The organism is Undibacterium sp. Di27W, assembly GCF_049340345.1.
GTDB lineage: Bacteria > Pseudomonadota > Gammaproteobacteria > Burkholderiales > Burkholderiaceae_D > Undibacterium.
This window is the reverse complement of sequence record NZ_JBMPOS010000001.1, coordinates 76,284-90,199: the sequence shown is the minus strand read 5'-3', so window position 1 is coordinate 90,199 and position 13,916 is coordinate 76,284. Positions and strand designations below refer to the sequence as shown.

The 13,916-nt window shown below is 51.1% G+C and carries 10 protein-coding genes and 1 tRNA gene; 4 read left to right on the top strand and 7 right to left on the bottom strand.

Features of this window, described 5'->3' with window-relative positions; translation table 11 throughout:
• Nucleotides 1-50 precede the first annotated feature (50 nt).
• Nucleotides 51-2,279, bottom strand: coding sequence for a peptidase domain-containing ABC transporter (locus ACO0LF_RS00350; RefSeq protein WP_423010863.1), 2,229 nt, complete (start codon nt 2,277-2,279; stop codon nt 51-53).
• Nucleotides 2,280-2,622: 343 nt separating this feature from the next.
• Here ACO0LF_RS00350 and ACO0LF_RS00345 point away from each other — a divergent pair, with 343 nt between their 5' ends.
• The 4 genes from ACO0LF_RS00345 to ACO0LF_RS00330 all read left to right on the top strand — a co-directional run bounded on the left by ACO0LF_RS00345 (nt 2,623) and on the right by ACO0LF_RS00330 (nt 5,723).
• The gene (locus ACO0LF_RS00345) at nt 2,623-3,411 is read left to right on the top strand and encodes a hypothetical protein (RefSeq protein WP_423010861.1); all 789 of its coding nucleotides are present in this window, start codon (nt 2,623-2,625) and stop codon (nt 3,409-3,411) included.
• A 96-nt stretch (nt 3,412-3,507) separates the two neighbouring features.
• Nucleotides 3,508-4,005: an RNA polymerase sigma factor gene (locus tag ACO0LF_RS00340; RefSeq protein WP_423010859.1), complete on the top strand. Its 498-nt coding sequence runs from the start codon at nt 3,508-3,510 to the stop codon at nt 4,003-4,005.
• Between the two features lies 1 nt (nt 4,006).
• A complete protein-coding gene (locus ACO0LF_RS00335; protein ID WP_423010857.1) occupies nt 4,007-4,687 on the top strand; it encodes a hypothetical protein in 681 nt (226 codons plus the stop codon).
• Between the two features lie 43 nt (nt 4,688-4,730).
• Complete coding sequence (locus ACO0LF_RS00330) at nt 4,731-5,723, top strand: ornithine cyclodeaminase family protein (protein ID WP_423010855.1); 993 nt, start codon at nt 4,731-4,733, stop codon at nt 5,721-5,723.
• A 163-nt stretch (nt 5,724-5,886) separates the two neighbouring features.
• On the opposite strand, the gene ACO0LF_RS00325 is transcribed toward ACO0LF_RS00330, so the two are convergent.
• The 6 genes from ACO0LF_RS00325 to rpsU all read right to left on the bottom strand — a co-directional run bounded on the left by ACO0LF_RS00325 (nt 5,887) and on the right by rpsU (nt 13,666).
• Nucleotides 5,887-7,374: a DEAD/DEAH box helicase gene (locus ACO0LF_RS00325; protein WP_423010853.1), complete on the bottom strand. Its 1,488-nt coding sequence runs from the start codon at nt 7,372-7,374 to the stop codon at nt 5,887-5,889.
• 6 nt (nt 7,375-7,380) lie between these two features.
• Nucleotides 7,381-7,457: transfer RNA gene (locus ACO0LF_RS00320), tRNA-Ile, on the bottom strand.
• 167 nt (nt 7,458-7,624) lie between these two features.
• Nucleotides 7,625-10,384, bottom strand: coding sequence for an RNA polymerase sigma factor RpoD (gene rpoD / locus ACO0LF_RS00315; RefSeq protein WP_423010851.1), 2,760 nt, complete (start codon nt 10,382-10,384; stop codon nt 7,625-7,627).
• A gap of 554 nt (nt 10,385-10,938) precedes the next feature.
• A complete protein-coding gene (gene dnaG, locus ACO0LF_RS00310; protein WP_423010849.1) occupies nt 10,939-12,732 on the bottom strand; it encodes a DNA primase in 1,794 nt (597 codons plus the stop codon).
• Between the two features lie 43 nt (nt 12,733-12,775).
• Entirely contained in the window at nt 12,776-13,222 is a 447-nt protein-coding gene (locus ACO0LF_RS00305; RefSeq protein ID WP_423010847.1) for a GatB/YqeY domain-containing protein, read from the bottom strand.
• 231 nt (nt 13,223-13,453) lie between these two features.
• Nucleotides 13,454-13,666, bottom strand: coding sequence for a 30S ribosomal protein S21 (gene rpsU / locus ACO0LF_RS00300; protein WP_005877634.1), 213 nt, complete (start codon nt 13,664-13,666; stop codon nt 13,454-13,456).
• Nucleotides 13,667-13,916: the final 250 nt, after the last annotated feature.

The following is a 13,916-nucleotide window of genomic DNA, read 5'->3' as shown; positions in this document are numbered from 1 at the left end:
TGGATTTTTTTGTCCGGCTTGTCTTATTTCTTTGCCCTGTTTGCCTTGGCCTATGCGGCGGTACTCGCCTGCACCGCCACGGGTGCCGGGTGCATTTGCTGGGCACCGTTATCAGTCAGGCGATAGATGGCATCGACTTTGAGGCCTTTGGGCAAGCCATGGGTAATAAAGAGCATGGTGACTTTGCCTTTGAGGGCATTGATGGTCTGGGCGAAGTGTTCTGCGGTGGTGGTATCAAGGGCGCTGGTGGCTTCGTCAAAGATGAGAATGCTGGGGCGTTTGAGCAAGGCGCGGGCAATGGCGATGCGTTGCTTTTGACCACCGGAGAGACCGGCACCACGTTCGCCGATTTCGGTCTGGTAGCCATTGGGCAGGGCTTCAATGACGCTGTGGATTTCTGCCATTTTGCAGGCGGCGACGATTTGCTCGAAGCCTGCATTGGGGCTGGCCATTTGCAGGTTGTCGTAGATGGTGCCTGAGAATAAGGTGGTTTCTTGGGGGACAACACCAAAGTGGCTGCGCAGTTCATTGGCAGACAGGTAGCGTATATCGACATTGTCGATGAGGATGCGGCCCTGGCTGGGCTGGTAGAAGCCTTGCATGAGTTTGGCAAGGGTACTTTTACCGCAGCCTGAGGGGCCCATGATGGCGATGGTCTGGCCTTGTGGGATGTGGAGGTCAAGGTTTTGGTAGACGGTGGGCAGGTGTTCGCCATATTTGAAGGCGAGGTTGTGAATTTGTATGCTGCCTGCCTTGTTGCCATCACGGGCGGGGATGACGGAGTACGGTTCTACCGGGGCATTCATGAGGTCGCCAAGGCGGTCTATGGAGAGGCTGGCTTGCTGGAATTGTTGCCACAGACCGACCAGGCGCAGCATAGGTTGTGACAGGCGGCCTGAGAACATCTGGAAAGCGACGAGCATACCGATGGTGAAGGCAGTGTCATGCATGACGGTGTAGGCACCAATTGCCAGTATCAACAGGCTCATGATTTGCTCAAGCAGGTTGGCAAAGGTGTTGTAGGTGTTGGCCAGTTGTTTGGTGGCGAAACCTGCTTGCAGATAGCTGGCGAGGTAGCCGCTGTATTTGCTGTTGAGCTGGGGTTCAAGCTGCAGGGATTTGACGGTTTCGAGACCAACGATGTACTCGGTCAAAAATGCCTGGTTGCGCGCACCGAGCTGGAATTGTTCTTGCAGTCTTTGCTGGAACAAGGGGGCGACGATGGTGCTGAGGATGACGATGGTGGTGAGTATGGCTAAAGCAATCAGGCTCAGGGTGACGCTGTAGTAGAACATGATGCCGACGAAGATCAGCAGGAAAGGCAGGTCAAGCACGAGGGTAACGCCAGCGCTGGCGATGAATTCGCGTATGGTTTCTACGCCATGCAGACGGGCGGCGATGACGCCGGTAGGCCGGTGCTGGAAGTACATGGGTGGCAGCTTGAACAGGCGTTCAAACACGGCGGAGCCGAGTACGGCATCGACGCGGTTACCGGTGTGCAAAATCAGGTATTGGCGCAGCCAGGACAAACCCGCAGAGAACAGCATGAAGACGGCCATGCCTATGGCAATGACGATCAGTGTGCTTTGGGTGTGGTGGACGACGACCTTGTCGATGATGGCCTGGGTGAACAAGGGGGTGGCCAGGGCAATCAGTTGTATTACCAGTGAAGCCAGCAGGATTTCTTGCCAGAGCTTTTTATGCTTGAGCAATTCTGGAATAAACCAGCGGAAACCAAATTGGCGTTGCTGGCTGGCGGCCTGATCACTATCCGGGTCTGCTGCAGGATCGGCTTGTGGGGTGATGCGGGTAATCTGGCCCTGGTAACGCTGGGAGAGTTCTGTCAGAAGGATGCTGCGGGGGCTTGCGTCTGAGGATTCTACGAGGAGGACTTGGCTGGTATCGGCTTGCAGGATCAGGGCGGGGACTAGCGTGGGGGCAGATGTTGGGGCGGGTGTCGGTATATCCGGACTTCGCTCTTTATCTGTCGGACTTCGCTCGTCAATTCTATAGGCGACGTCGGTGACTTCACTTGCTGCTTCCAGAGGACTTAGCCAGACGATCAAAGGGAAGGATTGCTGGTGTAATTTAGTTGCCTTGCATTTGCGGGTGTCGGCAGTAAAGCCATAAGACTTTACAGCGGTCAGCAAGCCATCGCTGGTATACGGGGCGGCAAACTGCTGGGTGGCCAGTTCAAGTGAAAAGGGCTTGCGATGCAGTGCGCACAAACCTTGCAATGCCCAAAACCAGGCATTGCGGTCTAGAGAGTGAGAGATCATGAAGAAAATAGAAGAGAAGAAGATGTTTGCCGTAGGAGCATGCCTACATTATGTATCGCATTGTATCTTTTATGCCGAAGAAATGCAATTTCTTGTGAAATAAGTGTACAAAATTCAATTTTTGTGCATTGATATATTTACATGCGACTTAATTTCCGCTAAGCACTATTTACCAGCCGCATTATTGCTCAACTACACTAGCGACCCCAGACGGCGTCGTTTGTCGAAAAAATTTCTACACGCTTGTAAATTTCCAGGCTCCCCCGCGAATAAAAGAATAAGCGTTTGGTGATGCAAGACACGATGCACGCTCAATATCAACGCAATATTCCAGAGGGATACCATGGCTGTTCTGTTACGCATTTTTGTATTTATTTTATTTTTTTCATATTGGCCTGATACTGCATTTTCTCAGCCGGACAAGGCCAGTGCGCCAACTATGCCAACTGCATCAGGCATGACACTGGAGACAGTCATGCAGCGCTACCTGGCTGCATTGGGGGATATTAACAAGATGCAGATCAGGCGGATCAAGATGCGCGTTACGGGGATTGCACCATTTGCAATCCCTATCACGATAGAATCCAAACGTCCGAATTTGGTGCGCAAGGATATGCAGTTAAAGGAGTATGCGCAGGTGGCCAGCTATGACGGCAAGGATGCCTGGATGATCGATACTTTCCTGCCCAGCGGGATGCAAGCCGTCGATGTGCCCCAAAAAGAATTAGCTGATTTGCTGCAGGAAAGTTATTTTGACGGCGCCCTGGTGGAAGCATACAAGCAGGGGTTTCCTCTGCGTTATGCCGGCATTGAGCGGCATGATGGGCGAACTGTCCATGTATTGAAATTGAAATTGCCAGGCACTAACGAATTAACCATACACCTCGATAGCAAGAGTTTTCTCGAAATCACACATATACAAAAAGTTCTGATTAATGGGCGCATGAGTGAACTCACCGTCCGTAGCCACGATTATCGCAAGCAGGGTGATTCCATGACCCCCTATCGCTTTGACTTTGTCAGCAAGGGTGAAAACTACAGTGGGAGCATGGTAGTGGATTCCGTAGAAAATAATCCTGTGATTGCCACGAGCCGCTTCCAGCGTCCAGCAGCAAAAACCGCAACGCATTGAAGCAACATACAAAACGCACTGGCAATGAATGTCGCGCAATCTGAGCCAAGGCTTGTAGCAAGCTAGCCACTAACGATTTATTCAGACCTTAGGTATATGGACGAAGAACTCTTCTTGCAACAACTTGCTGCCCACAAGCGCCTGCTCTACAAGGTGGCTTATGGCTATTGCCGCCATGCAGAAGACCGGCGTGATCTGGTGCAGGACATGGTGATGCAGTTGTGGCGTTCGTTCCGTAGTTTTGATCAGCGCGTGCAGTTTTCTACCTGGATGTATCGCATCGCCATGAATGTCGCGATCTCGCATTATCGGAGCGAAAAGCGACAAGTGCGCGACACGCTGCCACTGGAAGAATTTGGTCTGGATATCGCTGAGGCAGAACAGCTTTACAGTGCCCAGAGCGACAATATGCGCATGCTGGACAAACTCATCAGTGAACTTGATGAGTTGAATCGTGCCCTGATCCTGCTGTTCATGGATGGTCATGGCAATGATGAAATAGCCAACATCATGGGCCTGAGTGCCAGCAATGTTGCCACGCGCATGACGCGCATCAAACAGAAGCTGCAAACCCGCTTTGCAGAAGGAGGCTAAGATGAATCTCGATCTATTGAAAGCTGAATGGGCAACCAGGGACCAGCGCCTGGAACAGGCCGTGAGAATGAATACGCAGATGTTGCGCCTGACTTTACTGGAGCAGCACAGGCGCGACATTGCCAAATGGAGCTGGACAGATAAATATGAAATCATCGCTGGCACGCCTGTGCTTATCTTTCTGATCTGGTTCCTGAGTCATCACATCAGTGAATGGCAATTTGCCTTGCCCGCCTATGCCATGCTGACCTGGACGGCTGCCATGCCTATCCTTAATCACAGGTTACGCCATGCTTTGCAAGAGATGGATTTTGGTCAGCCCATCACAATGGTGCAAAAGCAATTGGCTGAACACAAAGCGCGTCGGTTGAGCCTGTTCAAATGGGCATTTTTACTGGGGCAGATAGTCTGGTTCATCCCTTTCATTGTGGTGTTTTTTAAAGGTGTGTTTGGTGTTGACCTGTATCTGAAAACCGAAAACTTCATAGGACCCAGTCTGATCGCTGGCGTCTTGTTTATCCCGCTGGCTATAGCTATCTCCAAACTGCTGTCGGGGCGCTTAAAGCACTCGGCACGCTTCCAGGCTTTCACGGATATGCTGGCTGGCAATGATATTATTCAAAGCCGCCAATTCCTGAGCAAGATTGCGCAGTTTGAGGAAATGCCGCGTGAAGCAGAGTGAAGTGGCTTGCTTGTGTAGCAGAGCATGAACCGTGCTATGGTTGATGGCAATCACTTTGACCAGACATCGCAACACTATCGCTCAAACAAACATGATCCCCTATTTCAATAAAGAGCAAGTCAGCACTGCCCTGTCGTATGTCGCACTGATACCCGCCTTGCGACAGGCTTTTACTGAAGACATGATCGTACCCAGGCGACATGCACATACTTTGTCGGAGGCAGATAGTTCCAGCCTCTTATTGATGCCGGTATGGCAGCCGCAAGGTCATCTGGGTGTGAAGCTGGTAACGGTCGCACCACACAATACGGACTTGCCAACTGTGCATGCCATCTTTATCTTGTTTGATACCAAGACCGGTGCGCCACTGGCTTTAATGGATGGTGAAGAATTGACTTTACGACGTACGGCGGCGGCCTCTGCGCTGGCATCGTCATATGCATCACGCAGCGATGCTCGACATTTACTGCTGGTGGGGAATGGCAGTCTGGCACCGCATATCGCGGTTGCGCATTGCCAGACCAGGGCAATTACTGATATCAGTATCTGGGGCAGATCCGTCGAGAAATCGGAAACTGCGGCACAAGTGATACGCGAGCATGCAGAGTTTCTTGCACATATCAGGCTGCATATTGTTGAAGACCTGGCAGCAGCCTGCCATGCGGCCGATATCATTTGCTGCGCGACGACCAGCAAGACACCGATTGTATTAAGCGACCATGTCAGAGTGGGCACACACCTGGATCTGGTTGGCGGCTTCAAACCTGATATGCGTGAAGTGGATGATGCATTGATGAGCCGGGCAACTGTGTTTGTCGATACCTATGCCGGTGCTTTGGCGGAAGCCGGGGATATTACGCAGACGCTGGCGAATGGCAGTTTATTGAGGTCAGCGATTGTGGCTGAACTGGCGGAGCTATGCTCGGGTAAACATGCTGGGCGCAAGGATGATGCGGAGGTAACGGTGTTTAAGTCAGTGGGGACGGCGCTGGAGGATTTGTGCGCGGCGAATTTGGTGTGGGTGGGACAATATTGAGGTAGGTTGAGCCCCGTAGGTTGGGCTACGTTTTATCAGCCCAACACTGGGCCTGAACAAACGTATACGTCATTTAAACGCCGAGTGTTGGGCTGGTAAACCGCAGCCCAACCTACGCATGACATATACATTCAGCAAAGTCATCGACCTTGCGATATCCAAATCAATTCTTAGGAAACCCACCCAGCAAAGCCGCGCGTTTTTGTGGCTTGGCTGGTGTGTTGGCGTTGGATGGCGATGCCATTGAGGCCGTCGTATTGCTACTATTTGAACTGGCACCAGAACTTGGTTCGTAAGGCTTAAGGAACCATGGATCAACTTTTTCTTTTGGCGGCTGATAGCTACGTGCCGGGCGTTCACTTCTTTCACCACGCTCAGAACGGTCGCGACCACCTGAACGATCACCGGATTCACCACGTTCACGCGGTGCGCGGTGTTCTGGCTGATGGACGGATGTTGCCACAAAACCGGCCAGATTCAGGCGCACGATTTTTTGCTTGATCATTTTTTCTATATCGATCAGCAAGCGCTCATCCTGATCCGTATGCAGGGAGATAGCATCACCCTTGGCACCGGCACGACCAGTACGGCCTATGCGATGGACATAGTCTTCGGCGTTATACGGCAAATCAAAATTGATGACGCAAGGCAGTTCGGCGATGTCCAGGCCGCGCGCAGCAACGTCAGTTGCCACCAGCACTTCAACTTCACCCTGCTTAAAGGCTTCGAGTGCGGCCATGCGTTCTTGCTGTGACTTGTCACCATGAATCGCCGATGCCTTGACACCCTGCTTGACCAGATGCACGGCCAGGCGCGAAGCACCTATCTTGGTATTGGAAAACACGATGACCTGCTTCAAGCCGCGTTCACGGATGATGAAGGACACGGCATCACGTTTTTCTTCCGTCGACACCTTGTACAAAATCTGTGTAACATTATCAGCGGTAGCATTGCTGCGTGCCACTTCTATGGTCTGCGGATTGGTCAGGAAACTGGCTGCGAGCTTTTTGATCTCTTGTGAGAAAGTCGCAGAGAACATCAGGTTCTGGCGCTTCTTCGGCAGCAGGTTGATGATGCGCTGCAAATCAGGCAGGAAGCCCATGTCCAGCATGCGGTCTGCCTCATCCATGACCAGGATCTGGACCTGCGACAGGTTGACGGTTTTTTGTTGTACGTGGTCAAGCAAACGACCAGGTGTGGCGATCACGATCTCAACACCGTTGCGCAAGATGGCGGTCTGCGGTGCCATGTCCATGCCACCAAATACGACAGTGGAACGCAAAGGCGTGTGACGAGAATAGGCTTTGACGTTTTCTGCAACCTGGTCAGCCAGTTCACGTGTCGGCGTCAAAATCAGGGCGCGTACAGGGTGGCGGGCCGGTGAAGCACTGGTGCTTGCATGGGCCAGCAGCAACTGGATAATAGGCAAGGAAAAACCTGCCGTCTTGCCTGTGCCGGTCTGGGCTGCGCCCATGACATCACGGCCTTGCAAGACTACCGGGATAGCCTGTTCTTGAATGGGGGTTGGATGCACATAACCCTGATCTGTCAGGGCGCGCAAGATTTCCGGCGACAAGCCGAAATCAGCAAACTTCACTTCTGGTGTAGTTTGTTCAGTAGTAGGTAGATCTGGGGACTTGATATCAGTCATGGTAGTTGGTGGGCCCAGCAGGACTTGAACCTGCGACCAACGGATTATGAGTCCGCTGCTCTAACCAACTGAGCTATGGGCCCAATTCTTTCTGCAAGCTTTGCCTGCCTTAATCTGAGGTTAATCCAGTTTGGAAAAATACTTCAGGTTTTGCAGGTAAAGCCAGATGGTGCCGCCTGCAAAAAATTGCGCCAAATTTCAGCACAACAATTTCAATGGGCACCGGAAAACCGACGCCCATTATATAACATTAATTACCTTCTAGGAAGCTCTTGAGCTTGTCTGAACGTGATGGATGACGTAATTTTCTCAAAGCCTTGGCTTCTATCTGACGGATACGTTCCCTGGTCACATCAAATTGTTTACCTACTTCTTCCAGGGTGTGATCAGTCGACATTTCAACACCAAAACGCATGCGCAATACTTTTGCTTCACGCGGCGTCAAGGAGTCGAGCACGTCTTTTACGACATTGCGCATCGATGCATGCAAAGCTGCATCGGCCGGCGCCAATGTGTGATTGTCTTCGATGAAATCGCCCAGATGGGAATCATCATCGTCGCCTATCGGTGTTTCCATGGAAATCGGCTCTTTCGCAATCTTCATGATCTTGCGAATTTTATCTTCCGGCATTTCCATCTTGATCGCCAGCGTTGCTGGATCAGGCTCTACACCTGTCTCTTGCAAAATCTGACGGGAGATACGATTCATTTTATTAATCGTTTCTATCATATGCACAGGAATACGGATCGTGCGCGCCTGATCGGCGATAGAACGGGTAATAGCCTGACGTATCCACCATGTTGCATAGGTAGAGAATTTATAACCGCGACGATATTCAAACTTGTCCACGGCTTTCATCAAACCGATATTGCCTTCCTGGATCAGATCCAGGAATTGCAAGCCACGGTTGGTGTATTTCTTGGCGATGGAAATCACCAGACGCAAATTGGCCTCGGTCATTTCACGCTTGGCTTTACGTGCCTTCATTTCACCCGCGGACATCTTTTTATTGATGTTGCGCAGATCAGGCAAAGGCAATACTACACGGGATTGCAGGTCGATCAGTTTTTGCTGCAGTTGTTGCACTGAAGGGATGTTACGGCCCAGCACAGCACTGTAGGAATGACCAGAATTCACTTCACCTTCAACCCAGCTCAGATTGGTTTCATTACCAGGGAAAACCTTGATGAAGTGGGAGCGTGGCATGCCACAACGATTAACCACAACTTCGAGTATCTGCTTTTCTACATGGCGCACTTCGTCCACCTGGCCACGCAGGGTGTCGCACAGTTTTTCAACGACTTTTGCAGTAAAGCGTATGCCCAGCAATTCGCCAGAAATGGCTTCCTGTGCCTTGATATACGTCTTGGAGTTGTAGCCCTCTTTTTCGTAGGACTTGCGCATCTTGTCAAAATTCGTGGAAATGATTTCGAATTTTGCCAGTGCATCGCGCTTCAATTGTTCGAGTTGTTCAGCAGAGATTGCAGCAGCGCCTGCGGCACCGCCATCATCGTCTTCTTCTTCCTCTTCTTCTTCCTCTTCTTCTTCGTCTTCTTCAGACGACTCTTCGGCCACCACGACAACTACCGGCGCAGCTTGCTCGTCGGCATTCGGGTCAACCAGGCCATCGACGATTTCATCAATCTTGATTTCATCGGCGGCGATGCGTTCAGCCGCAGCCAGGATTTCTGCAATCGTGGTTGGACAGGCGGAGATCGCCTGTATCATGTCTTTCAGGCCTTCTTCGATTTTCTTCGCGATGACGATTTCGCCTTCGCGCGTCAGCAACTCAACCGAACCCATTTCACGCATATACATGCGGACAGGGTCAGTGGTGCGACCAAAATCAGAATCAACTGTCGACAGTGCGGCTTCAGCAGCGGCTTCAACTTCATCATCATCGGTCGTGACAGTGACAACGTTATCCGACAACAACAGGGTTTCAGCATCAGGTGCCTGCTCGTAGACAGCCACGCCCATGTCATTGAAAGTACCGATGATGCCTTCGATGGCTTCAGGGTCGACAACGTTTTCTGGCAAGTGATCGTTGATTTCTGCGAACGTCAGGTAGCCACGGTCCTTACCCAGTTTGATCAGGGTTTTGAGCTTCTGGCGACGGCGTTCGAGTTCTTCTTCAGTCGCTTCAGGATCAGAAGAGAAGGCATCTTTGAGCAAAGCCTTTTCTTTGGCCTTGCGGTCTTTTGCCTTGGCCTTGTCGATGGCTTTCATCTCGGCACGCTCTACTGCATTGAGCGCGGCGATTTCTTCATTCTCAGGCTGGTATTCTTTTGGCTTGCGACCACGACGGCCAGGCACCTTCACCCCGGGCAATACATAGCCGGAAGTGTCGATTGCGGCAAGCACCGCAGCATCGGTCGTCTGGCTTACGGTAGGCGCAGAACCGGATTTGATTTCCTGCACCTCTGGTGCAGCTTTCGCTGAATTCTTGGTTGGCTTAGTCACTGTCTTTGAATCGGTTTTGTTAATTGTCACAGAAGCTTTCGATGATACGGATACTGGTTCTGGCCGGGCTGCAGATGCACTCCTGGTTTTTCCACTGAGCTGGGATTCGGCCGCTTCTGCTGGCTGAGTCCCTTTTCTTGCCAGTGGTGTCGCATTCTTGCCGCTCACTTCCTTACCAGCCGTTTTTGTCGCAGACGCGGATACTGCATCCGTGTCTTTGGCTTTTGTTGCCGTTTTCAATACTGCTTTACTTGTTGCCTGTTTCACCTGGACTGTCTCTGCTGCCAGTGAGGTCTTTATCACTTTAGGCGCTTTAACGTCTTTCGCAACCCCTTTTTGTTCCGCTGCTTTGTCCGTTTTACTGACATTCACAGCCTTACTACTCGTACTCCGTGCAACAGACGCTGCAACTGTCTTTGCCTTGGTGTCAGCACTTGCTGCGGCTTTCACTGCCTTGCTCGTCGCTGCGGCAGGCGCTTTTTTGGGCGCTACTGCCACGGCTTTTGTTACCGTAGTGGACTTCAGGGTTTTCGCGGGTTTCTTCATTGCGCTAGCCATTGAATCAAACCATCCGGAACTGAGGAAGTCGCCTGTGGGCACATCACAAAAAAGAAAATGCGCTGCCAGCAGATCTGGTGATCGGCATCGCAGAGCAAAATCTGGTTTGTTGCAGACTTCCCGAGTCTCAGCGCCAGTGTTTTGGGTTACTCGGAGGAGCATTACGCTCACCTAAACAACACATTCTGTGCAAATGCAAAAGCTTCGCCCAGAATGAAACAACCTAAGACCTTGAATCGAAAGCCTTTAATTATACCACGCGAACCTACTTTACTCCAGCCTAAGACTGTGCTTATATCAACTTAGTGGCAATTTGGTGAATAAATTTTAGGCAAATACTGGAGAAAAAAGAGGCAAAATAGCTACTTCGCACCACGCTAGCCTGTTAAATTACTTGATAAACAATTAAATAATTTGATCTCCATCCTGATTTCAATAGTAGAAATGAAGTCAAAACTGGAAATAACAAGACCCTGCCGCAAACTGCCAAGGCAGCCCGACCATGCATGAGAAAAACTTCCAACGCTGGGAATTGCTTTTGTTTAACGCAAGGCGGCTTCAGCGGCTGCCTGCTTCCTGAGCTGGTCTTGTAATTGTGTAATCTCACGATAACGGGCCACATCTTCAGGGGCACGCAAACCACGCGCCGCCAAGCCCTCCATTTCCATCTTCAGCACCTGATGCCGCATCTGGCGCAAGGCACCAGCCAGTTCCAGTCTGACAATATCAATATCTGTTTCAGCCTGCTCCGCCATTTCGGCGATCAAGGCATCAAAATCAGAACCAAGTGAGCGCAGTTGCTCAGCCAGTGCTGCAAACTGGGCGTTTTCACCCATGCTTTGTGCCGTAAATACCAGGCTACGCAGCATATTGGCCCCATCGGGTGCCAGCGCGGCAGCGTCTGCCAGCACGCTTTCATCCAGCATCATCGCCAATGAAGGATGCGCAACGAGGATGCGCATGATCTGCAGTTCCAGCCCCACCGGTGCATTGCGCTTGCTCTTGGGCGGTGCTTGTTTGATGCGCGCCACTGGCTGACTGAGTTCAAACATGGTTTCAATTTCAGCCGGGCTGGTTTGCGTGACCTGAGCGAGATTGCGCACCAGTTGTAAACGCATGCCGGATGATTGCATGGCCTGCAACAAGGGCTTGGCATCAAACTGGGTGCGGGCACGCCCCTCTGCCGTCGTCAAATCATTGTCGCCTATCATTTCACGCATGAAGAATTGCGACAGCGGCATGGCATCACGCACCTCCTGCTCAAAGGCATCTGTACCAAATTCGCGGATATAGCTATCGGGGTCATGCTCTTTGGGCAAGAACAAGAACTTGATGACCTTGTCATCATTCGCATGCGGCAGGCAGGCATCCAGCGCACGCCTGGCTGCACGGCGACCGGCACTATCACCATCAAAACTGAAAATCACATGATCAGTCTGGCGCAAGAGTTTTTGCACATGGGTAGGCGTACAAGCCGTACCCAAAGTTGCCACTGCTTGCGGAAAACCCATTTGCGCCAGCGCCACCACATCCATATAACCCTCGGTGACGAGCACATAACCGGCTTCACGTATGGATTGGCGCGCCTCAAACAGGCCATATAATTCCAGGCCTTTTTGGAACAGCGGTGTTTCTGGCGAGTTCAGGTATTTGGGCTCACCCTGCTCCATGATACGCCCACCAAAACCGATAATCTGGCCTTTGGTATTACGGATAGGGAACATGACACGGTCACGAAAGCGGTCATACCGCTTGCGACCACCACCCTCTTCTTCACTCTTATCGATGACCAGGCCCGCTTCGACCAGGGCCGGGATATTGTAGTCAGTGAAGACGCTACGCAAACCATCCCAGGCATCTGGCGAAAAGCCAAGACCAAAGCGCGCCGCTATCTCACCAGTCAAACCACGCTTCTTCAGATAAGCGATGGCCTGCGGTGCAGTACGCAACTGCTGCTTGTAATATTCGCCTGCCTTAGTCATAACTTCTGACAAGGCCAGGTTTTTTGCCGTGACTTCTGCCCGCTGCGCAGGCAAGAGCCGGTCTTCTTCCGGCACAATCATGCCATTGTTTTGCGCCAGGTCGCGTATGGCATCCACATAGCTGAGACCAGAATACTCCATCAAAAAACCGATGGAACTGCCATGCGCGCCACAGCCAAAGCAGTGATAAAACTGTTTAGTCGGGCTGACGGTAAAACTTGGGGATTTTTCGTTATGAAAGGGGCACAAACCCATGTAGTTTGCGCCACCCTTTTTGAGCTGCACGTATTTACCCACCACGTCGACAATATCAACGCGGGCCAGTAAATCCTGTATAAAACTTTGTGGTATCAAAGCAGGACGCCAGCTAAAGGATAAAACAAAAGTCTAAGGCAAATTATTTGGACAATGCTGCCTTGACCAAACCAGAAACCTTGCCCATATCAGCACGGCCAGCCAGTTTTGCTTTCAATACATCAATTACTTTACGCATGTCTTGCGGACCAGCGGCACCAGTTTCTGCCACGGCAGCAGCCACGGCCGCCTGCACTTCTTCTTCCGTCATCGCCGCGGGCATGTAGACAGACAAAACCGCCAGCTCAGCTTTTTCTATATCAGCCAGATCCTGGCGACCACCCGCCTCAAACTGAGTGATGGAATCTTTACGCTGTTTGAGCATTTTCTCTATGATGGCCAATACCATGCCATCGTCCAGCTCTACGCGTTCATCGACTTCTTTTTGCTTCATGGCAGCCGTCAGCAAGCGGATAGTACCCAGCTTGACTGTTTCTTTGGCGCGCATTGCAGCCTTCATGTCATCGGTGATCTGTTCTTTCAAACTCATAAGCTGCTCCTGAAATTATTTAAATGGATACCGTGCACATTTGCACAGGGATCCGCTACCAATCTCGTAACTCAATCTCACCCATCAATCCGGGGGCATGCAATCTGCCCCGTACAATGCCGGAGACAAAGACAACAAAGCCCGCTGCGGCTGACCGGAGCGGGCATGCAAACCTAAGTTTAATGCGCTAACCGCGATGCACCCGACAAATTGCCGGATACAAGAGCTGGATTAGTACATCTTCTTAGGCAATTGCTGACTACGAATACGTTTGTAGTGACGCTTAACAGCGGCAGCCAACTTACGTTTGCGTTCTGCTGTTGGCTTCTCGTAGAACTCGCGAGCGCGCAATTCGGTCAACAGACCGGTCTTTTCGATAGTGCGCTTGAAGCGGCGCATGGCAACTTCGAACGGCTCGTTTTCTTTAAGGCGAATTGTGGTCATGTAAGTTCAAACCATGGAAAGATTTATAGGAAGACCGAGATATTAACAGGAAAATTAAATTAATGGAAGGAAGTTGATTAAATCTTGCGCAAAAACTTGTGGCAGACAACAAACACGCATCAAACTCACTTCTGGTTTCACCTGAAAATCCCGGCATTTACTGGGGTATCCCTGGAAAGGGTCAATATCACGCAGGAAAATACGTCATAAGCTGCGTATACTACCACCCAGTACATATTCATGCAAAAAT